At 59.8% G+C, this 20,505-nt stretch carries 22 protein-coding genes; 12 read left to right on the top strand and 10 right to left on the bottom strand.

The genetic code is table 11. The features are described 5' to 3' along the window. Position 1: 1 nt before the first annotated feature. From O3W51_RS13555 to O3W51_RS13520, 7 genes are all read left to right on the top strand, one after another. Positions 2–1,240, top strand: a complete 1,239-nt coding sequence (locus tag O3W51_RS13555) for a siphovirus ReqiPepy6 Gp37-like family protein (protein ID WP_269271796.1) — start codon at positions 2–4, stop codon at positions 1,238–1,240. A 3-nt stretch (positions 1,241–1,243) separates the two neighbouring features. Then, complete coding sequence (locus O3W51_RS13550; RefSeq protein WP_269285925.1) at positions 1,244–2,254, top strand: phage tail domain-containing protein; 1,011 nt, start codon at positions 1,244–1,246, stop codon at positions 2,252–2,254. A 13-nt stretch (positions 2,255–2,267) separates the two neighbouring features. Further along, the gene (locus O3W51_RS13545) at positions 2,268–3,305 is read left to right on the top strand and encodes a hypothetical protein (RefSeq protein WP_269271794.1); all 1,038 of its coding nucleotides are present in this window, start codon (positions 2,268–2,270) and stop codon (positions 3,303–3,305) included. After that, the gene (locus O3W51_RS13540) at positions 3,302–4,996 is read left to right on the top strand and encodes a glycerophosphodiester phosphodiesterase (protein WP_269271793.1); all 1,695 of its coding nucleotides are present in this window, start codon (positions 3,302–3,304) and stop codon (positions 4,994–4,996) included. The genes O3W51_RS13545 and O3W51_RS13540 overlap by 4 nt, the downstream gene beginning before the upstream one ends. 10 nt (positions 4,997–5,006) lie before the next feature. Then, positions 5,007–5,276 (top strand): hypothetical protein, encoded by a 270-nt coding sequence (locus O3W51_RS13535; RefSeq protein ID WP_269271792.1) that lies wholly within the window; start codon positions 5,007–5,009, stop codon positions 5,274–5,276. 90 nt (positions 5,277–5,366) lie between these two features. After that, the gene (locus O3W51_RS48455; protein WP_331283911.1) at positions 5,367–6,167 is read left to right on the top strand and encodes a peptidoglycan-binding protein; all 801 of its coding nucleotides are present in this window, start codon (positions 5,367–5,369) and stop codon (positions 6,165–6,167) included. Between the two features lie 44 nt (positions 6,168–6,211). Next, on the top strand, positions 6,212–6,484 hold the full coding sequence (locus O3W51_RS13520) for a hypothetical protein (RefSeq protein ID WP_269271791.1): 273 nt from the start codon (positions 6,212–6,214) through the stop codon (positions 6,482–6,484). Between the two features lie 382 nt (positions 6,485–6,866). Here the strand turns inward: O3W51_RS13520 and O3W51_RS13515 are convergent, their stop codons facing one another. The 7 genes from O3W51_RS13515 to O3W51_RS13485 form a co-directional block, all read right to left on the bottom strand. Beyond that, positions 6,867–7,259, bottom strand: a complete 393-nt coding sequence (locus tag O3W51_RS13515) for an Lsr2 dimerization domain-containing protein (RefSeq protein WP_269271790.1) — start codon at positions 7,257–7,259, stop codon at positions 6,867–6,869. A gap of 105 nt (positions 7,260–7,364) precedes the next feature. After that, positions 7,365–8,000 (bottom strand): hypothetical protein, encoded by a 636-nt coding sequence (locus O3W51_RS13510; protein WP_269271789.1) that lies wholly within the window; start codon positions 7,998–8,000, stop codon positions 7,365–7,367. A gap of 66 nt (positions 8,001–8,066) precedes the next feature. Then, positions 8,067–9,335 carry a hypothetical protein gene (locus tag O3W51_RS13505; protein ID WP_269271788.1) on the bottom strand — a complete coding sequence of 423 codons (1,269 nt, stop codon included), beginning with the start codon at positions 9,333–9,335 and terminating at the stop codon, positions 8,067–8,069. Between the two features lie 591 nt (positions 9,336–9,926). Next, positions 9,927–10,313: a hypothetical protein gene (locus O3W51_RS13500; RefSeq protein WP_269271787.1), complete on the bottom strand. Its 387-nt coding sequence runs from the start codon at positions 10,311–10,313 to the stop codon at positions 9,927–9,929. Between the two features lie 409 nt (positions 10,314–10,722). Next, a complete protein-coding gene (locus O3W51_RS13495) occupies positions 10,723–10,983 on the bottom strand; it encodes a hypothetical protein (protein WP_269285923.1) in 261 nt (86 codons plus the stop codon). Between the two features lie 374 nt (positions 10,984–11,357). Then, on the bottom strand, positions 11,358–12,017 hold the full coding sequence (locus tag O3W51_RS13490; protein WP_269271785.1) for a hypothetical protein: 660 nt from the start codon (positions 12,015–12,017) through the stop codon (positions 11,358–11,360). Between the two features lie 859 nt (positions 12,018–12,876). Continuing rightward, positions 12,877–13,137 carry a hypothetical protein gene (locus O3W51_RS13485; RefSeq protein WP_269271784.1) on the bottom strand — a complete coding sequence of 87 codons (261 nt, stop codon included), beginning with the start codon at positions 13,135–13,137 and terminating at the stop codon, positions 12,877–12,879. Positions 13,138–15,528: 2,391 nt separating this feature from the next. Between O3W51_RS13485 and O3W51_RS13480 the strand changes: the two genes are divergently transcribed. Continuing rightward, positions 15,529–15,732: a hypothetical protein gene (locus tag O3W51_RS13480; protein WP_269271783.1), complete on the top strand. Its 204-nt coding sequence runs from the start codon at positions 15,529–15,531 to the stop codon at positions 15,730–15,732. A 479-nt stretch (positions 15,733–16,211) separates the two neighbouring features. Here O3W51_RS13480 and O3W51_RS13475 read toward each other — a convergent pair whose 3' ends face one another. The 3 genes from O3W51_RS13475 to O3W51_RS13465 all read right to left on the bottom strand — a co-directional run bounded on the left by O3W51_RS13475 (position 16,212) and on the right by O3W51_RS13465 (position 17,725). Then, positions 16,212–16,544, bottom strand: a complete 333-nt coding sequence (locus O3W51_RS13475; protein WP_269271782.1) for a histone-like nucleoid-structuring protein Lsr2 — start codon at positions 16,542–16,544, stop codon at positions 16,212–16,214. Positions 16,545–16,667: 123 nt separating this feature from the next. Next, a complete protein-coding gene (locus O3W51_RS13470) occupies positions 16,668–16,892 on the bottom strand; it encodes a DUF397 domain-containing protein (protein WP_269271781.1) in 225 nt (74 codons plus the stop codon). After that, on the bottom strand, positions 16,889–17,725 hold the full coding sequence (locus O3W51_RS13465) for a helix-turn-helix domain-containing protein (protein WP_269271780.1): 837 nt from the start codon (positions 17,723–17,725) through the stop codon (positions 16,889–16,891). Before O3W51_RS13465 ends, O3W51_RS13470 begins: the two co-directional genes overlap by 4 nt. Before the next feature lie 119 nt (positions 17,726–17,844). On the opposite strand from O3W51_RS13465, the gene O3W51_RS13460 reads away from it, so the two are divergent. From O3W51_RS13460 to O3W51_RS13445, 4 genes are all read left to right on the top strand, one after another. Continuing rightward, positions 17,845–18,057, top strand: coding sequence for a hypothetical protein (locus tag O3W51_RS13460; RefSeq protein WP_269271779.1), 213 nt, complete (start codon positions 17,845–17,847; stop codon positions 18,055–18,057). Positions 18,058–18,784: 727 nt separating this feature from the next. Beyond that, positions 18,785–19,030 carry a DUF397 domain-containing protein gene (locus tag O3W51_RS13455; protein WP_269271778.1) on the top strand — a complete coding sequence of 82 codons (246 nt, stop codon included), beginning with the start codon at positions 18,785–18,787 and terminating at the stop codon, positions 19,028–19,030. Positions 19,031–19,116: 86 nt separating this feature from the next. Then, positions 19,117–19,980 carry a JmjC domain-containing protein gene (locus O3W51_RS13450; RefSeq protein ID WP_269271777.1) on the top strand — a complete coding sequence of 288 codons (864 nt, stop codon included), beginning with the start codon at positions 19,117–19,119 and terminating at the stop codon, positions 19,978–19,980. Positions 19,981–20,015: 35 nt separating this feature from the next. Next, complete coding sequence (locus O3W51_RS13445; RefSeq protein WP_269271776.1) at positions 20,016–20,390, top strand: hypothetical protein; 375 nt, start codon at positions 20,016–20,018, stop codon at positions 20,388–20,390. The last annotated feature ends 115 nt before the right edge of the window (positions 20,391–20,505 follow it).

Raw genomic sequence — 20,505 nt, 5'->3', positions numbered from 1 at the left:
TTTGGGTGAGTACAAGATTGTGGTCCGGGACCGTGAGCTCATCCCGATAGGACAGATCGACGATTACATTGAATTCACTGCGACTCTCAAGTTCTGCGATACCGGCCAGTGGACGCTAAAGATCCAGGCGGGATTGCCGCATGCCCGGCTTCTCCAGCCGGGGTGCGGGATCATCGTGTACCGTAATGGTGTCGAGAAGCCCATTCTCTCGGGCCCAGTGCAGGGCATTCAGAAATATTGGACCATCGACACGGACAGCGGGCCGGGTGCACTCTTCGTCTCCGGAGCCGATGACAATTACATCATGCAGTCGCACGTCTGCTATCCCGACCCCTCCAATCCTCTCGACAAGCAGTCGACGACTTCCGATACGACTACCGCACTCACCGCATCACATGCGCTGCAATCGGTGATCAGCCGGAATAGCGGCAGCGAGTCCCTGGACAGTCGCAAACCATTCGGGTACCTCACTCCGACCTCCGTCGGAACATGGAAGTACGACGAATACGGGCCGGTCACGCCGTACAGTCTCCGCTTCGACAACCTTCGCGATGCGGTAAAGACCATCGCGGAGGCAGGTGGGATCGGCTGGCGCAACGTCTATGACCCCGAGACAAGGACCATTCGACTCGAAACCTTTCAGGTCCGAGATCGCACCGGGATGATTCGGTTCTCCCCCGACCTTGGGAACTTGAAAGAGTTTGTGTATTCCATGACCGCACCCAAGGTGACGCGCGCTATCGTCGCCGCTCAAGGTGAGGGGAAAGAGCGCTTCATCACGTCGTATATCGACAAGGAAGCGGAAGATTACTGGGGCGTCATCGCAGAGCAATTCGTTGATGCCCGCGATGTTCCGTTGAAGAAGGACAAGACTGGCAAGCCGGTGCTGGTGGGGGAAGTCGAGGCCGGCACGACCGTGCAATCATGCCTGGTGACCATGGGACAGCGAGGCCAGGAGGTCCTTTCCCAGAACCAGTCACAGGGCAATATGCAGGTCTATCCCGTGGATACACCATCCCTCACATTCGGGGTGCACTGGTGGCTCGGTGACAAGGTCACGTGCGTAGTGGACGGCACCGTTCACCAGGACATCGTCCGGCAGGTCACGATCTCCGACTCCGCAGAAGGGTCGTCCATCACGCCGAATGTCGGCAACCAGGGCACCGATGCGCCGACGAATGTGTTCGGCGAGATCAAGGCCCTATGGAGGAAGGTCAACCAACTGAGTTCCAGGATGTGACGCATGCCGATTCCCGCGAAACCAGTGCATGTCCCAGACAGCGGCATTCCCCCCGGCGGCGACTACGTACCGATTCGATGGCCGCGTACCTTCATGACGTGGACGGGTGCCAATCTCGATATCATCCCTCTCACCGGAGATCTCTCCTGCACAGCGGGATCTGCCGGCATCGGGATCCCCTCAGGTCCTGCGGGTCTCGGCATGCCGACATTCGACCTGAAGGCCGATCAGCTTCCCAACATGGACGGTGGCCTCTTCAAATCAGTTCGGGCCACCACACGCGATATCACGATTCCTGTGGTGATTCGCGGAGTCGACCGGATCAGCGCAATCAAGCTTCATAACCGACTGCTCGGCGCACTCAACCCAAATATTGGGCCAGGCTGGATCACAGTATCCGAGGGCGATGGCATCGCCCGTCACATCGAGTGCTACTACCTCTCCGGGGGCGAAGGCTCCGAGACCCGGGATAACGCCGGGTTCACCTGGATCAAGTACGCCCTGGTCTTCCGGGCCATGGACCCATATTGGTACTCCAATGCGGAGCGGCAATACGACTGGACCCTGACCCAAGAATCCTCGACCCCTTTCCTGTCCAGCTCCGCCTATCCATCGTTCTTTCCGATGCGCATCAGTGCCGCATCATTCCAACCCGATGGAACAGTCGAGGTCGTCAACGATTCGTCAGTTGAATCATGGCCGGTCTGGTCGTGCGTGGGACCGGCTACCGGACTCATTCTGGAGAACCGGACCACAGGAAAATCCTTCAAGATGCGCGACGCGTTCACTGTGCCGAGCGAAGACACCATGACCGTGGACACCAATCCCGGAGTAAAGACCGCAACCCTGAAGAGTAGCGGTACCAATCTGTGGCCGGAGATGAAAGCGGATTCCGCTCTGTGGTCGCTGCATCCCGGCAAGAACGTTCTGAAAGTCACCGCGGTCGACGTCAGTATTAACACCCTGATTCGCCTGCACTTCGTACCCCGCTACCTCTCCTACATCGGCGGATAAGCAAGGAGTCTCTATGGCTGAAACATCCTGGCCGTTCGACCAGGGCGACGGGGTACGGGTGGATGCGGCACGGTGGCAGTCCCTCGTCTCTCCCTCCGCCCTCAGCGGTGTGACCGGGCGGTGGGGGGATCTGGCACTGTCGGTGTCGGTCTCCACGACTCAGGTCGGGTCAATCGACATCGCTCCGGGCCGGGCCATCGTCCGGGGGTTCGCCTACCGGTCTTCAGCGCTGATGACGCTCCCCCTCGCCCCGCAGACCGAGGCCCAGCCGCGCGTAGACCTGGTGGTCATCGAGCTCACCGTGACGGACGGCAAGGCAGTCATCCGTGTACTGAAGGGCCAGCCCGCAGCCAACCCGATACCTCCTGCCGTAACGCAGACCACCGGCGGCATCTGGCAGTACCCACTCGCACAGGTGACTGTCCGTCGAAGTACCACAGTGATCGACAGCATCCGAGATGTGCGCACCCTGCACGACAGCGGGAGGATCCCCGCCGTCGCAGAGACCAACGTCCCGTCAAACCCGACGCCGGGCGACCTCGTGTACTTCAAGAACCGTGCAACCGGTGCCGAGGAACTGCATATGTACGCGGCGGCCGGCGGGTGGTCCATCGTGTCTGCGGTCGGGAAAACGCGGACCTACGCTCCACAGCTCAACTGGTCGAACGGATCCTATCGCGCCAAGGGTCACTACCAATGGATAGGTTCCAACACACTCAATTTCACGGCGAATGTTACCAATACATCCGGCCGTACATGGAACGGAACACAGATGAATATCTCCCTTCCCGAGCGCGCCAGGGGAGGAATCATTCAGGTGATGGCGGCCAACCTCTGGAACAACACAACCGGCGGAGTCTACGAGGGAATGCCGAACTACATGATCGGCACGGGCTACATCAACGGCGGATGGACCTGCCAGCCGATCCTCCAGAACTACACGAACAACGCATATGAGGGCGGCGACTGGTGGGGACGATTCCCAAAGGGAGCCACGATGATCGTCAACGGAACCTACGAAGCCGACTACTACAACGAGGGGACCGCATGACTCGTTATCTCTTCGGAGGTACCACCGACACCGCCGCCGAGACGTCTACCGGCGCGCGACTCCCTTTCGTCACCGGAACAGCATGGGAATCCGGCACCGACAATGCTCTTCAGCTGACCGACCTGCTTGACATCAACGGGAATCCACTGTCGATACTAACCGCGGATGCCTCCGGAATGATTCCCGCCTTCTACGGCCCCGATGGGACAGAATACGTTTGGATTGACTTCGGGGCCGGCCGCTACAAGGTACTGCCTACCGACACCAACAGCCGCCTGAAAGAGCACCTTTCAGCGACCGATCCACACGGCAGCCGCGAGTGGGCTACTACCCGGTTCCTCCCGCAGACCAGCATCACCGTGGATGACCTCATCAGCGAAATGCCCTTCTACATCGCTCACCGGGGCAGCGGTATGGAATACCCCGAGCACACGCTCATGGCCTACGAATCCGCGATAGCTCACGGTGCGAAGGCCATCGAGGTCTCGGCGAACGTCACGTCGGACGGTGTGCTGGTATGCCTGCATGACGCGCTCCTGGACCGGACCACGAACAGCACTGGAAGTATCGAGTCGTGGACGTACGCGGCTGTCCACAACAAGGTGCGTACCAACGCCGGGCCACTCCTCGGTTCTGGTTGGGTGGAACAACCGCTGACTCCCCTGCGTGATGTCCTCGACCGTTTCATGGGTCGCTGCATCATCTTCCTGGAGCCAAAGTCGAATGCGGCCGTACCGGTCCTGAAGAAGCTACTCAGTGACTTCTATCCGTACGCCAACCAGTCCGTTGTGTGGAAGAGCCACATCTCCTCGAACACGTGGCCCTGGGCGAAGGCTCAGGGCTTCCAGACGTGGGCATACCTCGATGTCGCCACCACCAACGCGCAGATGGACGCCATCGCCGAGAACATCGACATGTGGGGTACCCCCTACGGGATGACCGACGCTCGCATAGCGGAGATCACCGCGCGTCGGCAACTCGCCATCGGCTGGGAGGTACACCGCCGGTCCGAACGTGACCGACTGGTAGGACTCGGCGTACGCGGCATGATGTGCCCGCAGATCCAGTACGTGCGCAACAGCAAGCAGCTTGGCCCGGCCGATGACTGGGCCACCGGCATCAAGGCGCCCGGGGACATGGGCTACGTAACGTACGACCCCGCCAGGGCACTGAAGTACGACGGGACCGGCGGCGTGTACTTCGGAGTCGTGAGCGGATCCGGACTCATCGGGTCTCGCTCCCTTCCGACCCCTCCATCGAGCGGTTACCGGGTGCAGTTCGACATGCGCTTCGATACTCCACCCCCTGCTATCGAGCATGCCGGCATCGCTTTCGGACGGCTGAAGGACGACACATACCGCTTCGGTGCGGCCAATGCTTCCGGGGGATACCACCTCGCGTTGCGTGGCAGTGGCGACCTACAGCTCTATACCCACGCACCAGGATCCACCACTGGTACCCAGCTCGCAGCCGCATCCTCCGCTGCTCCCGCGGCTGGCCAGTGGGTCACATTCCAGATCGATGTCACACCTACACAGGTCATTGTGAAGCGCATCGATGTCACACCGAACATCACCCTGACCGTGAACAACACCGCATATCGCGGCGGATACGTTCACCTGTCGAACGGAACGGTCACCACCCTCACGGCACGGCCGATCTGGCGGCGGATGACAATCACACCTCTGTGAGAGGAGCCATATGAGCCCGAGCAACATCCTGGCTCTCGCGGGGACCGTGGCATCCGTCGCCGCAGCTGTCGTCCTGGTGAAGGCCGCAGTCCAGATCAACACAGCACGGGTATGGCGTGAGGAAGCCGAGGCTCAGCGAGCCCGTGCGGACCGACTGCAATCCGACCTGTCCGAGATCAAGGATCGCCTTACCCGCATCGAAGCGGAGAACGGCCGACTGATTGACCTGCTGACCGCACTCAACCCCGCGCGTATCACGGCACTCCGTCAGCCTGACTGATTTATCTAACCAGTTGAATAAAAAACGCACCCTGTCACCCGGCCCCCGCAACTCGGGGGCCTTTTTCATGCCCACACGCAAGGAGCAAACATGTCCGGAGCGAAGGAACTGATCCGCGTAGCGAAGAGCCAGGTCGGTTATCGAGAGGGCTACTCGGATGGCCACTGGAACAACAAGAACCGATACGGCGCCTGGTACGGGATGGATGAGGCCGCGTGGTGCGGGATCTTCGTCAGTTGGGTGGCCGCACAGAGTGGTAACACTGCCGTAGTGCCTCGATATGCCTGGTGCCCGAGCGGTGTCGAGTGGTACCGAAGCCGCGGCCGGTTCAGTGTGTATCCGGTGATTGGCGGCATCGTGTTCTTCGGTGCCGGCGGTGGGAGTCACACCGGCATCGTCTACCGATACGACGCAGAATCCATCTTCACCATTGAGGGCAACACGAACGCCAACGGCAGCGCCGAGGGTGATGGCGTGTATCTGAAGCAGCGTGCCCGCAAGTCGAGTTACGTCTACGGCTATGGCATCCCTGCCTTCGCCGAAGGTGTCGTTGTCGCCGATCCGGAGTGGAAGGGCCGCAAGGGTGTCACCTTCTTCGGGCAGGAGGCGAGCGAGGCTGACATCCCGAGCGGTGGAGGCGGTACCCCCGCGATTCCCGCGTTTCCGGGTGCGCAGTACTTCAAGGCCGGCGCGGTCAATGACTTCGTCACTCAGCTCGGCAAGGCGCTCGTCCGGCACGGTCTCGGCCGGTTCTACTCGGTCGGTCCGGGTCGGAAGTGGGGTGACGCGGACCGCAATGCGGTTCGCGCATTCCAGCTTGCACAGGGTTGGTCCGGCTCCGATGCGGACGGATACCCGGGTTCGGAGACCTGGCACCGGCTCATGCAGTAGCCCACCCATCGACCAACCAACACCCCCGAACTCAAGGAGTACTCATGACGGATACCGACAAGGACATAGCCCGCGCGAGCAGATACGGGCTGATCGACTTCGTCCGAACCCATCCCGCACGTGTCTACAGCGTGCTTGCGTCCGCGCTTGCCCTGGCGGCCGTGTACGTGCCCGGCCTGCCTCGTGAGGGGATCCTCGCGGTTCTGGCCGCGATGCTGGGTGGCGGTGAGATCGTCCAGCGGTTCGAGGACGGGAAGACACTCACCGCCGCACAGCTGCCCACCGACGACGCTACGGACACACAGCTGCCCATCTGACCCAACCCGCTACAGACGCACGGCACAGAGCCCCCAAGCCACTCCACTACGGAGAGGCTTGGGGGCTCTTTCGTCGTTTCAGGCTCTGCCTGCCCGCTCCTGCGCGGCCTCTGTGGTTGAGGCACCGAGCCTCGCTCATCGAGGACCAGGGCCAGGGCCAGGGCCAGGACCACGCCCACGTCAGCAACGCAGAAAGGCCCCGCCCATCCGGTGAGGGACAGGCGGGGCCAGTGCACGGGGCAGAGAGCTCGACTGGTGAGGCTGTAAAGGGAACGCCCTCCGCTGTGCGACGTACGCCCAAGGGAGAGCCGTAGGCCGCTACAACGAAAGGCACGGCTACCCCATCGGGCAACCGTGCCTTCCATCGTGGCGAACTACTCGATCAGCGGGAGAGAGGTGTCATATCTACATCCGGGTTGGACTTGCGGAAGGCTTCCTGGACCTTCCCCGGCACGCGCCCCATTTCCGGGCACGGGACCTCCATGAACTTCGCCCACCTCCGGATCTTCTGAATGAGTGCGATGCGCACGGGGTCTACCGGCTTACGCTTGGGCCTCGGAGCGACGTACACATGCCGTTCAACCTTTATTGCTCCGTTCGCAACCCACCGAGCGAGCATCTCCCGGAGTTCATTCGCTGCGTCCCCGTGCGTATCCATCGTAAAGTCGGCGCCGTCGATCCCGAACTTCAACCCTTCCTCCGTTACTTCCTCGGCAATCTCCAGACCAGTCATATCGTCGGTGTAGTCCGTGACGACTCGTGTCTGCTTAGCCATTGACGTTCTCCAGGTTCCATCATCATCTGCTCAACCGGACCGGCTGTGCATGGTGCCCGCCATGGATTTGCACCATGGTTCACCCAAGCTAGGCGGGCGGATCACTTACTTCTTGGCGGCAGCTCTACGGCTTGGGGGCTTCGGTTCCGCCTTTATCGTGACAGGCTCCGCGACAATTTCGGCTTCCTGAATCCCGGGGTCAGGGTCCGTGGATTCCACCGGAACAGCCGTCACCTCATCCGGTTCGGGATCTACCTGAATCGCCACCTTGAGGGCCTCGATCTTGGTTTCCCAAAACGCCTTTCCGCGCTGAGACTTGGATGCGATGAATATCGCTGTCCAGTTCTCAATAGCCTGCTCCGCATCGATGATTCCGAGTTCCTTCTCGACACGAGCACGCTTGATCGGATCCACTACAAAAGTGTCCCAATCCTCGTCGTCCCCGTCGTCATCGTCATCATCGTCATCGTCGTCGTCATCGGCCAACGAGGTCTGAGCCACGGAGCTCTTAGTCTCCTCGCGCGTGCTCACCGGAACCGGGCTGGCAGCTATCCAGACGTGCATCTCGTCTGCGATAGCCTCCTCACAATTACCGCAGTCCGTACCAGGCTCATAGTCCTCGAATGGCACGACTTCCAGAGCCTTGAATCCGGTCACGGAGTTGTTTCGGACAACTACGCACTTTTCCGGTTCCGTGTTGGATGAGTGGACGTTGCCATTCACGGCTACGTACAGCGTCATTTCTTCTCCCTTGTGTTCCTACTGGGTTCCCGCAGGGTTGTGATTTGCGAGAGTGTCGAGGTGTCTCTATGCCACATTCAGCAGCGCGAGGAATGGGTTGGGGTTTGCGGGCGCGGGCAGGCCGCCCCCGCCTCTCAGCCTGGGTGACTGTCGCGGAATCCGGTACAGCATCACCGGCCGACCGGGCCCATCCTTGATGACTTCAAGGGCGATCAATCCGCGCCCTTTCATCACTTCCAGATCCGCCGCATTCGCGCCTGTCGCCCGCTGAAGCACAGCCGACCGCACCCCTCCCGGGTGATCTGAAAGGTGCTTAAGAATCCGCTCCTCCGGAGAGATCTTCTTATTGCTCTTCCCAGGCCCGTCCTTAGTCAGGTCAAGGACCGTGCGAACGCTGTACCCGACGAAGCTGATAGCAGCACGCATGTGCTTCTCTGCGATGCGGGAGGTTCCGTCCGAGGCTGCCAGTAGTGCGGCAACTCGGTATGTGGACTCTGCCGTACGAGCCACGAAAGCCCCCTGATGCTCAGGCAGTGAGGCGAGGAGAATGCTTTCCGCCCTCCTCATAATCCAGTTGAGATAATCCGCCTTCCGGTTGGGTTCCATGACGTGCGGCTCATTGGACAGCCAGGCGAACGCCGATACCAGGTCACGCGTATCGACGTCCGGCAGCTGCCTATGTCGCAGCAGCGGCACACGATCCAACTGAATCGGCAGCATCCTGTTGTAGGAACCACCTGCGGCATCGTCGTAGCTGATGAACTTTCGCCAATCCGATGGAGTGATGTGAGTGTGAAAGACAATACGTCCCCCTCTCACTTCCTGCGGAGCGTCGCTCTCAGATTTCTTCTTGGTCGTGTTCCGGAGAACTCGACAGTCCCAGGCATTGCGAATCTTGGATGTGAACGACGGGTCACGGGATGCCCTTTCCAGGATCTCCCGCCACTCCTCTTCCACTACCAGGACACGTTTATCCTCGATCCCGTACGCCTCATTTGTCTTGACCATCTGCCTATAGATATGGTCCACGAGGGCAGCTCCGGATGTGATTCCGGATGTTGTCCGCAGCTCAAGATCATTGCCAATAGACTTGGCCATGATGTGCTGAGCTGCACCCAATGCAACCCCCTTACCGATTCCCGTGCCAGCCACGAGGGCAGTGGACACGAGAGGGCTGCGCTGCAAGTCCGGATCGAGAAACACTCTGTCGCCGATGGCCATTGACCACATGGACAGACATGCCGCGTAGATGCCGACTGGATCCGATTCGACATATGGCGCGATCTCTTTAACAGCCCGACCTATCGGACCGTAAAGGATGACGTCATCGGACACCTGGTTCCTCTCCATCAATGATCGCGACCGAAGAGAACGCTTCCATGAAGAAGGCCATAAAGACTTTCGCATGTCGTGCGCACATGAACACCTCGGCTACGCTGCCATAGGTCATAGAAAGCTGACCCACGACCTTAGAAACCGTTCCCTCCAAAGCACAGGGTCCGCATTTCGTCATGACCTATTCTCTTTTCTCTCCTGCTAGCCAGTTTTGGCCAGCATGGTGCCTCTCCCGGCATTTGCAACCGGGTTTACCCACCTAGGGAGGCAGCGCGTATCTAGCCCTTGTGCACTTCGCAGTTACATTCTGACTGCCCTGTACAGTAGAGAGCTTTATGTCCGTACTTCGGCAACCATATGTTTGCCCTGTATTTCACATTGCCGAGCATCCACCACTTGACGTAACTCAGACCCGAATCCCAATGGTCACCGACCCGCGCAGGGCAGGGGCCTCCGTCAAATGGTTTTTCACCAATCCAGAACGTCACCTCGCTTCTGCTAACGTGACATCCGGCCCGGTCCATGTGCACTTGAGCAGTGCAGTTCCAGCCCAGATGCTCGGTAAGCACAAGCTGATCGGTATTGATCTTGTCAATGCGCATCTGTACCCCCCGGATCTGCTTCAATTGTCGGCAAGTCAGGAGGTGGGAACAATGACTCCCCCTCTGGCTCACATCCCCGGTAGTCAGAGACTTTGATGTAGCCCCCCTGCTGCCTATCAAGACGAATCCAGGGGCCCATTGTGATGTCACTCCAGGCAGCTTGAATCTCTTCGATGCCGAGCTCGGCCGAGTAGCTCATTGCCCAGCATGTGATTTCCGGACCGTAGATTTCTTTCCAGCCGTGCACGATAGGGAACAACTGCTCGAACCTCTTGACCACGACTGAAGCGCGGGCATCGGCCAGATCAGGGAGACTCGCATAGGACGGATCGCGCTCGGGATCTTTCTCCCCAAGCGCCATAACCCAGCGCGTCATCCAGCGCCACCCTTGGAGGGAAGCATTATGGTTTTCTCCGTTTCTCCTTCGTGGCCCGTTCGGCCACGGAGCCCCTCTCCGGACTTGCACCGGAGTTAACCCAACTAGGAGGGCTGCCGAATTATTCGGCGAGTATCTTGACGAAGTAAATGGCGCTACTCGTGAAGGCCAACCATTCGGCCCTCTTCCAACTACTCGCGCCGTAAGGGATGACTTCTCCAGAGAAGACGCCCTGTGCGTCGTCGTAGTAGAGAGACATCCTGGAGGCCCAAGGACCGCTAGTGATCCGAATGCAGACAGGTTCGGACAAGCGAGTAAATGTGAATCCACCGCTGGCAAGAGATCGCCCTAGATCGTCTAGCGGCTCAGTGTCAGGAACGTCCCGCCCGTGATATCGAACTGTCACGACCTAGTACCCGCCCTTGTATTCCGACTCACGGAACGCCTCAAGTACTGCCAAGCCGACACGACCGACAAATATCGACGTGCCATCCTTCTCAGTCGCGGCACCCGTAGACATCAGGAAGTTGGTGCTAATCGCGTTCCAAGAATCCCCTTCGCGCCGCTGAACGAATGCCTTTGGTGCGAGCGACGTCACGGCAGTCTCGCGAAGGTCGTAAGCATCCAAGAGGCTGAGCCTGCCCGATACCTCATACGTATCGGTGATCACCCGCGCCCACGTTCGGGCCGTTTCTAGATCGAACACTGCTGTACCCCCGCACTCCGCGCACGTAATGTCACGAGGGTGTGAGTCGTAAACAGGCTTCGCCTCGATTACGGGCTTACCGCATGCCGTGAGATGCCCCGACCAAGTCGCGTGCGTCTCTCCTGGAGTTGCTTCGCTCCAGGCAGTTTGCATGTTCGTGAGGCGCTCGCACATAGAGTCATCGTTGTTCACGATGCTTCTCCTCTTCTCTCGTGGCCAGACAGGCCACGGCGCCCCTGCTGGTATTCGCAACCAGCTCTCACCGCCTAGGGGGGCTGCGACGACCTAACGCCGCCCATCGAGGTAACTCATCGGCATCCCTGGATACTCGTTCACTGTCATCCGTGGAAAACCGCTTTCCCGAATATCGCGTACTGAAGAATCAGATCCGCCGAGGACGGACGAACAGCCCTCATCGCATCCCCAACGCCGCGATGATCCGCAGACATGAGGGCGCGCAAGAGCTCCGCAGCCGGCACATCAATCGGCATGAGACTCTCGGCGGTACGCAGCATCGTGCGCACGTGGCCGGCATCGATTACGACCGGCTCTAGCCACTGCTCATCGTCGAAGGGATTCCGGACAGAGAGCGTGGCTCTCCACCACATCGGCGCCTCATACGACGCCACTTCGAGGTTCCACCGATCCCACTTGGTCCCCATATACAGAAGGGCCAGCAGGTCATAGGGGCTCAGGTTCAAGTCCTGACCATGTCGTGATCGGTGATAGACGGACTCGGGAACCCACTGGATATCGGTAACGTCCAAATCAACCATTACTCCGAAGAGCTGGTGATCGCAGCAGTACCCGACGCTCCTGACAAGTTCCGTCAGATCGATGTCCTGCACCAGCGGTATAGTCCGGCAACCGTCACACAGCTGCTCGGACTGTCCAGTGAAGACACGACTGACCTTTGCGCCACCATTACCGTTCCACTGCAATCGGGTAAACCCCAACTGCGGGACGTAGGCGTACGCAACATTGCAGTAGTCATCCATACTGCTTCTCCTTTTCTCTCCCAGCCTTTAATCAGGTTGGGGCGCCCTAGGCGGGAATCGAACCCGCACGTAGCCAGTTCAACACCGAAGCATTGATCTAGAGCTGTACTACTAGTAATCGATGGTGTGGTGCCAAAGAACGGATTCAGAGAACGGGTTGTCTCCGACGTAAGCACGACGCTCAGCCGCACGGTCATGGCGCGACCAGGACGAGTACACATTGGCACCGGTCTCTAGAGTCATGCGATGCTGCACGGCTCTAATAGCCTGATTCCGTCGCCTGAAGACATAGGCTTGGCTCACCGCCAAGTCATTCCCGCTCGGCCAATACGCGCTCGCCTTGTAACCAGGGCCGCTCAGAGGCAGCAACTTGAAGATGGTGAACCCATAGTTCAGATCCCCCATGTGATGGAGGAGCTGACCGGCAGACTTGTGCACGTACTCGACTCGCCGGGCTTCCAATTTGGAAACAGTCAGTCGAGCCCCATGCTGGCGACGTCGAATTGCCTCCCTCCGAGAGACCGATGAACCAAATTGGTTCCGCAGAATCTCCCGATGAAAGAACATCACATTAGACATAACTTCTCCTTGGTCTAGGACGCATCATCACGTTCGACATAAAGCCGCTCATGGATGAGAAACGTTCTTTCCCCTGGGTCAAGAACCAAATCCCGCTCGGCTAGCTTCCTGCCGCAATCGCAGCACGAGTACATGCGATACGCGATACGCGCATACATGCCTTTGCTGCATTCTGCGCACAGGATCGCATTGAACGACACTGGCACTCTCTCCTTTCTCATTGCCTGCCACATCAGTACGGGTAGGCAAACCCCCGCAGACGACCCGAAGGCCGTTTCGGCTATGGACGCCTCCACTCGGAAAGCTCCTCGGTAATAAACTCGCGCTCGAACTCGCGCAAAGAAGCGACCGTGTTCTCAAAGCTCCACTTGAAGGGCGTAGAAACATGCCGCCCATCCCTGCGGACAGAACTTGTTCTTACTTCTCCCGTATCGAGTAGCACGACGGCTCTGCTAACGAGCACGGTCGACTTGCCAAGGACGAATTCCTTACGACGGATCACCTTTGCGAGGATCACGACGCCTGTATCCCAGTCGATCATCGGTATCTTCTCCTTCTTTGGCCTGCCACGTCGGAACAGGAGGCCATTCCTTGCGAACACGCCTTCTCATGTACACACTTAAGTAATTGGGCAAAGAGAAGGCGTGTTTCGACAATCAATACGACTCGACGCGAACCCCACCACGCGGACCTAGGGTCCAACGCTGTACCGGGTAGTCGGCAAGCTCCCATCTACCTTCGGCCTTACTGCCGACATAGATGTCCATACTGCACTCATCCACCTGGACAAGCGGGTACGCAATGGCCCCCGCGGCATGGCTGATATGCACCTCGCCGGCGTCGCAGAATACGACACGGCTGGCACCATCAGTGATTGGGGTCATGCCGGAGTGAGCTCTACGCCATAGGGCATCCTTAGCAGCCCCTCTCGACACCCACGTTTCCATGTCCTTGAACATGTCACTCAGGCCGAATCCGGAACCGCCATGCCACACAGCAAACACGCGGGACACAACTCCACCTCTCATCTCCTAAGGCCAATCCGTACACACTTAAGTAATTCGGCAAAAATATATGCCCACGGACCAGCCTCAATCTCTCCATCTATCGACTGACCTCACAGACCATGCGGACTGTGAAGGCAGCGCCGAGGACAGGACTGGCATAAGAAGGACCACATATGGCATGCGAGCCTACGACCTATCCCCCACGCTGCACCGAAGTGCAAAGAGAGAAAGAAAATTGGAGAAGGTTCGCAGGATTGAAAACAGGTGACGTCACGGCGCAAGCACCGACCCTAAGAAGCATACGCAGTAGTCACTCTCAACGGAGGCTAGTCAAGGGCAGATGTGCCCTATCTGCTACGTACGGTTCCACAGGTAACTACCCTCCTGCGAACACATAGCTACACTATTCAGTTCTCAAGTAACGCATGCTTCCTTTGCTGTGCTTCGCGAAGCCTCGTAGCAGCGTCACGGTGTGGCAATAAAGCACCACACTGATATCGCTACCGTCACAGGCCAGTCCACACCCTCCGGGCATCATAGTGAATATCATTGGAAGCTAATCCATCATCGGGCGTTAGGCCCTTTCGAGCTTTTCCCCTTCTGACTTCATCAGCTTATCACATTCGCGGGCCTTTCGAATTCCATTGCCTTTCGGCTCCGGATTTCGCCCTTCCCGCTTGGCGATGTCTCTACTATAGCATCCCGTACACGCTTAAGTAACCCCCCAATTTAGACCGGCGGACTGCCACAGGAGGGCCATAGCGGGCCGCAAATGCTGGCACTGGACAACGACCCCAACCCTTGCATTCTGACCGCTGGAATAGCCTTCTGTGGCCACCTCGGGCCCAATAAGGAATGCGGGAATCACGGCGGTCCGCAGTAGCCCACCCATTCAATCGGGCCACCCCGCCGCCCAGCGACCTAACTACTCAATCCCCGGATTCATGCATGCGCAATAAATGCCAACGCAATAAGGTTAGGTAATTAGGTCGGGCAACCGTCACCCATAATCACAATTAGGTATGTATAACGTTAGGTGGGGTAATGTTTCTCTATTTCATGAGGAACCGCCAGCCGAGGCATGTCCTCCGCCGACGTACGTATCTGGTGACTGCCGGTCACTACCTACTTACTTATCTTACTCGCGTTTCGGACGCCCTTGATTGCTGCGCATCCACATAAGGCGATGTAAAGCCTCTGCCCTCTTTCGAGCGAGAAGTGCGGTCTCTCGGCAGTGATTTGCTAGCCTACTCAGCTCCTCGGTTTCTAGTCCGAAGTCAGCCTCCAATGCACCGATTAGAAGCTGTCGCTCGTAGTAGGCCGTCGTGTGATCTCTCTCATTTCGCCCAGCCAATAGGTCCTCAAAGTCAACAAGCGCGAGTTGAGGCACCAGCTCGATCAGGTTCTCGGGTGAGGACCTCGCTCGCTCCCAGAGTGTATTCAATGTCCTCAGATGCAAGTGATTCGCGCGTCTTAAATCTTCCAACGCAGCGTCGATAAGAGCAGAGGGTGCATCGTGTCGCCTTTGAACGTGTCCAGCCATGGACGCTTCGGCTTTCCGACGCCGGTCCGTCCAATACTTGAGGTTGCCGCCCCATGCCTGCACGACGATCCCCAGAACGTCTCTGCCGGGTAGCTGCTTGCCGCTCAACCATGCGTAGTAGGTCGTGCGGTTGATCCCTACGAGGTCACAGGTGGCTCTAAGGGCTCCTGCTGGGCCTGCTGCATCCCGGAGTCCTTTCAGCTCGGCGGCGAAGGCATGGAGGGGGTTCTCCGGGTCCAGTGAGTTCGCTCGTCGCCCCACGTCCGCCCCCGTAGTCCTGTGAAGTCCTGAGAAGTTCTGATGTAGTCCGGAATCCTAGTGCGGTTGCCGGCCTGCGCAGATGCTGGGAATCGTCCATCTCGGCTGTGTGCAACGGAGGTTCATGATGGGGTTGTCGATCGGCGTGAGGCTGCTGCTGGTCCTGGCCGCGACGCTGGTAGCGGTGATCGTCGGTATGCTGGCCGGCCTCCTGGCGTACCTCGATAGCAGCCGACTCCCCGCCGTCATCACGCGCGGTGGTGCCGCGGCCGGAGTCTCCTTGACGCTCCTACTTCTGATGCTCAGCAGTCTTGGCGTCCTCGGCTAGCGTCCTCCGCCGGCCTCGCTATCGGCAGGCCGCGGACGCCCATTCCGACCTGTCGTGTCCAGTCTTCGGGCTCTGCTTGCGTGGCGGGATCCCAGCGTAGACAGGCGAGGTATGCGTCATCGCCTGTCGCGTAGGCCCAGCCGTAGTCCCAGGTATGTGGAGACGCCTTTGGAGTCATCATCAGTCGCCAGTCACCGCCGAGCGAACTTATGTGCAGGCGGTAGGGACCCCACTCCTTCACCGTGTATGCCTCGCTCACCGCATCCCACTCCAGTGCGGGCATCAGCGGGTCTCCGGAGGTCAGTGATCGGCCTTTGTTCCTGAGTCTTTGTGCGGTGATGTCTCGGAGTACTGCGTCTACATCCATCTCGACAACCTACCTGCATGCATGGGAGCCCCCGTATGCCGAAGGCTCCCATGCATGAGACCCCGCCATCCGAGACGCTGGGTGGCGGGGTCTTACAAGCGGTGAAGCGTGATCAGTGGGCGGCTTCGTACGCCTCGCGGACAGTGGCGGGAACGCGGCCCCGGTCGTTCACGTCGTAGCCGTTCTCCTTGGCCCATACGCGAATCGCTGCCGTGTCACTGTTGACCGGACCGACCTTGCGGGGGCCGCTTACGCCACGGGTGCGTCCGACCTTGCGGGAAGCCTTGACGAACGGGCCCAACGCGTCGAGAAGCTTGTCGTAGCTGTCCGGGCCGAGGTCGATCTCATAGGAGACGCCATCGACGGAGAACGTGTGAGTAGATGCCTCGGCGGACTCTTTGCCGGTGAGGTCATCCGTGTAAATGGTTACGATTTTCTGGGCCATTGGCGCACATTAGCAGCACGCCGGAGCAACGCATAGAAATAACCCGTTGTGTGCACGCCCGTACGGACAGGCAGCACGACGAAGCCCCCGCCGTGGGGTGGCGAGGGCTGGTCGAGTGTGGCGTCAGGCGGTAGGAAACTCTCCGCTCTGAACGCCAGCAACGAACGATGCCCACGCATCCGGCGTGAAGGTGAGCGCGGGGCCGTGCGGGTCCTTCGAGTCGCGAACAGGGACGACGCCGGTCACTGCTGCCGCAGGTGACCACTCGATGCACTGTCCGCCTTCGCCGCCGCTGTAAGTGCTCTTGACCCACTGTGTGGAACCGCTGGGGTCGGGGGTGTTGCTCATCTGGCGTGATCCTCCGCGATCTGTCGAATGAGGGTCACAGACTCATCGGGCGAGAGTGCGGCAGCGCGTAGCCGTTCGTACGTGGCCTTAGCGCCCCCAACAGCTGTCGCCGAATCGTTCACGTGGCCCTGATCTCTGGTCTCTGAGTACAGGACTGTCGCCCCGCTGCCTGGCGTAAGCAGGGTAAACGGTAGTGATGACGCCGGGGCACCCGCTTTGAAGGGGAGAACTTGCAACGTGATGTGGGGCGTTGCCGCTTCGGCGACGAGGTGCCCAAGCTGTGCAGCCATGACGCCGGGGCTACCGACGACGGTACGCAGGACCGACTCATGCAGGATGACCCACAGAAGCGGAGGATCCTTGCGCAGCATCACGTCACGCCGACGCAAGCGAGCTTCCGCACGGGCTTTGATCTGGTCGTCAGTCTCACGCGGGTGTGTCGCTCGGAAGCCCGCTTCCGCGTACTCATGGGTCTGCAACATGCCCATGACGAACGCGTTGCTGTAGTCCTCAACCCGGCTCGCGTCCCGCTCCAGGTTCACGTACGGAATGAACCAGTTGGGATGCCCGCGCTCGCTGATTCTCACCAGGATCCGCGCGAACCAGCCCGACGTGTTGAAGTAGCGGTCACAGCCCTCCGCGAACTGAGGGGACGGCATCGACTTGCCGTTCTTCACCTTGGACACGTACGGCTCTTTGTACCCAGTCGCCTCGGCTAGACCCCGCTGGCTGGCCCCTTCCTTGTGGGCTAACGCCTCTTCAACTTCCCGCCCGAACCACTCAAGGCCGTTCGCGGGTTCGCCGGTCGCCACGGGGTGCGGCTGCTCGCTCATGTGTTCAACTCCCCGCCTTTCCAACTGGTTTGGAAACCCTCCAGACCTGTTGAGCGTACGCGCGAAGGGCAACCCTTGGAACACGGAAGGTGACGACGCAAGCGAAGCGAGGCAGCCCGATGGACACGAGACGGCAGACCGCCGATGACGACGTACGGCGCATCGCTGAGAACACAGCGGATGAGCTGGCTGAGGCGTTCGCGAAGATCGGGTTCAACGTGGTGGTCACCCCGGATCCGCCCATGTACGGCCGTGCGTTCGTCGCCATCGCACCGATGCGTCATGACGTGGCGGTCCGGTTGATTGACGAACTGGGGAAGTGCGACCGGTGAGCGCCCAAGATCCGTCTGCGGCGTCCAGGCGCGTTGAGGTCGGCAAGGTGGCCCACGACATCGACAGGCAGCGCCTAGGACTTGTGACGGCCATTGAAGGCCGCGCAGTCAGCCTGCGTCCATTGCGATCGGGCAGACCATGGGACGCCGATATCGACAGTGTCCGGCGGCTGACGGCACGCGAAGAACTCAGCGTCCGACTTGCCGTTGCCAACAGCCAAGGGAGATAGGGCGGATGACCGGCGCGAGAATGCCCGGCTTACAGATACCGGCGCGCACCGGATTACCACCGGTCGCACAGACGGATGACGGCAATGTCTGGGTCGATGGCGAATGCTGGTTCTACTGCGGGAAGGACACACGCGTCACGTGGATTGGCCCTGTAACTGCCGCTGGTGTGACCAGCGATGCCTACGCGTGTGAGTTCTGCTGTGGCGTTCTTCGTGATCGCGTATACGCCTCGCAGATGATCCGCGTTCCGAGAGACGAAGTGCATGACTACGGACTCGCCGCCTCATTCGGTCCGCGCGTGCCTCCACAAACGCGCAATAGCGCTGGTCGGCACCGGCGGAGACCCCACGGCCTTTAGCGACCCCAAAGACCCCCGCTCCCGGACGGCAGGAATGGCACATCACCCGTCCGGGAGTGGGTCACCAAAGTCTTCCGTTCCCAACATGACCATCGGAACGGATTGAAGAGCACCACCCCAACGAGCCAAGGAGACACCGTGTCTGAAGCAACCCCCCTTCCGGGATTCGCCGTTTCGGGATTCTGGGGAACTGAGTTCGTCAAGTCGTCGTACTCGCACCTTGACGACGAGGTCGAGTGCGTAGCGCTGGGCAAGACGGAGGACGGCCTTATCGTCCTGGCCGACACCAAGGACCCGAGCAAGGCGCTCACGTTCACGCCGGGCGAGATCACGCGCCTGTTCGAGGGTGCAGCGGCCGGAGAGTTCGCGCACCTGCTCAGCTAGTTCGTCCATCCAGCGAAAGCACGGTGGCGCGGTCCTCGACCTGGGGGCCGCGCTGCCTCGCGAGAACCAACTAGAGAGGCAAACCCATGACATCAGCGCTGCACCGCCTAGTAGAAGACCCGGAAGAGTTCCGGCGTGCGTGGCCGGCGGTGCCCACGGTCTACAAGCGCGACGCGAAAGAACTTGCCCTTCTCGCCAACCATGACAGCGTGCGCGAAATCATCGCCGATCCCGACGTGCGTCCTGGTGGTATGGGCATGGTCCGTGACGGGCGGCTAACCGGCGAAACGCCAACCGCAGACCATAAAGCCTCAACTCTGGTACTCAACGGACTGCATAGGTCGTGGCCGCCGCTGATGTTGTTCTGCAAAGAGATCGGCGCCCAGCTTGGGCACCCCGTTACCGGGAACGTCTATCTGACCCCGGGTGGGCAGTCTCAGGGATTTGCATGGCATTGGGACTGCCACCACGTTTTCATCGCTCAAGTCTCAGGGTCTAAACGTTGGTCCATCAACGAGCCCGTGTTCGTCGACCCGCTGGAACACCACAACTGGAAGCGCATTGGCTTCTCTCCAGAAGAGCTGGACCGCTTCAACAACAAGGCGCCCGACTATGACCTGACACTCACCGCCGGAGACGTTTTGTATCTCCCGCGCGGTTGGGTGCATTCTGGACGCAGTGCCAGCGATGAGCCGTCGCTCCATATCACTATGGGGGTACAGCTTCTTACCTGGCACTGGGTGATCAAGAGGCTGGCAGTGTTGGCGGAAGAGGATGAAGCAATGCGCGCAGCCCTACCGCCCGACCTTGGCGGCCGAGACATGGAAGACCTATTCAACGTAGGTCGGGAAACGATTATGCAATGGCTGGCCGAATTGGACGTTGAGAAAGCAGGGCTCAACCTGCGCTCCGGCCAGCGGCTGTCAGTAATCGGGATGGAACGAAAGTAGCGGCGTAGACTCGCCCAAGCAGTGGAGGCGGACCGGTGGATGATCACCAGGGCGACAGGGGCGACATGGGCAGGCACTCGGCAGGCAACAGGCTGTGCAGCTACTGCGGTAAGGCCGAAGGGGACCTAGTAGGCGGCGCTGACCCTGACGCGCGGGTGGCCGTGCTCATCGACCTTGAGGAGTACACCGACGAAGATCGGATCTTCCAAGGCCGCCGGACGCCCGACAACCCGCTAGGTCTCTTCCTCATTTGGTGTGTCGGGTGTGCCTGTTCCATGGTGGACGAGGGAGATCCGATCACCTCGTTCCGGGAGATGGGCTACCCGGACAACAGCCCCGACGGCCCCTATGCGCGGTACCTTCACAGGAACCGGGGCTTCCAATGGAAGCAACATCCGGAACGCCCCTAGCCTCTCCTGGGCCCCGCTCAGACGCTCACCTCAGTGAAGCATGGGCGGGGCCCGTACGCGTCGCTGCGGAGACTGCTCATCCCTAAGCAAGCAGCAAGTCTGTTCATCGACGCTA

Source organism: Streptomyces sp. H39-C1, from assembly GCF_027158125.1.
GTDB lineage: Bacteria > Actinomycetota > Actinomycetes > Streptomycetales > Streptomycetaceae > Actinacidiphila > Actinacidiphila fildesensis.
The sequence above is the reverse complement of the archived record's forward strand: the minus strand, read 5'-3'. Positions and strand labels throughout refer to the sequence as shown.

Bases quoted from the DNA above. Each gene is read 5' to 3' on its own strand.
- O3W51_RS13535 (WP_269271792.1), top strand. From the start codon at position 5,007: ATGAGCCCGAGCAACATCCTGGCTCTCGCGGGGACCGTGGCATCCGTC.
- O3W51_RS13450 (WP_269271777.1), top strand. From the start codon at position 19,117: ATGACATCAGCGCTGCACCGCCTAGTAGAAGACCCGGAAGAGTTCCGG.
- O3W51_RS13520 (WP_269271791.1), top strand. From the start codon at position 6,212: ATGACGGATACCGACAAGGACATAGCCCGCGCGAGCAGATACGGGCTG.
- O3W51_RS13480 (WP_269271783.1), top strand. From the start codon at position 15,529: ATGATGGGGTTGTCGATCGGCGTGAGGCTGCTGCTGGTCCTGGCCGCG.
- O3W51_RS48455 (WP_331283911.1), top strand. From the start codon at position 5,367: ATGTCCGGAGCGAAGGAACTGATCCGCGTAGCGAAGAGCCAGGTCGGT.
- O3W51_RS13470 (WP_269271781.1), bottom strand. From the start codon at position 16,892: ATGAGCAACACCCCCGACCCCAGCGGTTCCACACAGTGGGTCAAGAGC.
- O3W51_RS13510 (WP_269271789.1), bottom strand. From the start codon at position 8,000: ATGACGCTGTACGTAGCCGTGAATGGCAACGTCCACTCATCCAACACG.
- O3W51_RS13465 (WP_269271780.1), bottom strand. From the start codon at position 17,725: ATGAGCGAGCAGCCGCACCCCGTGGCGACCGGCGAACCCGCGAACGGC.
- O3W51_RS13550 (WP_269285925.1), top strand. From the start codon at position 1,244: ATGCCGATTCCCGCGAAACCAGTGCATGTCCCAGACAGCGGCATTCCC.
- O3W51_RS13460 (WP_269271779.1), top strand. From the start codon at position 17,845: ATGGACACGAGACGGCAGACCGCCGATGACGACGTACGGCGCATCGCT.
- O3W51_RS13540 (WP_269271793.1), top strand. From the start codon at position 3,302: ATGACTCGTTATCTCTTCGGAGGTACCACCGACACCGCCGCCGAGACG.
- O3W51_RS13515 (WP_269271790.1), bottom strand. From the start codon at position 7,259: ATGGCTAAGCAGACACGAGTCGTCACGGACTACACCGACGATATGACT.
- O3W51_RS13475 (WP_269271782.1), bottom strand. From the start codon at position 16,544: ATGGCCCAGAAAATCGTAACCATTTACACGGATGACCTCACCGGCAAA.
- O3W51_RS13490 (WP_269271785.1), bottom strand. From the start codon at position 12,017: ATGGATGACTACTGCAATGTTGCGTACGCCTACGTCCCGCAGTTGGGG.
- O3W51_RS13545 (WP_269271794.1), top strand. From the start codon at position 2,268: ATGGCTGAAACATCCTGGCCGTTCGACCAGGGCGACGGGGTACGGGTG.
- O3W51_RS13500 (WP_269271787.1), bottom strand. From the start codon at position 10,313: ATGACGCGCTGGGTTATGGCGCTTGGGGAGAAAGATCCCGAGCGCGAT.
- O3W51_RS13485 (WP_269271784.1), bottom strand. From the start codon at position 13,137: ATGATCGACTGGGATACAGGCGTCGTGATCCTCGCAAAGGTGATCCGT.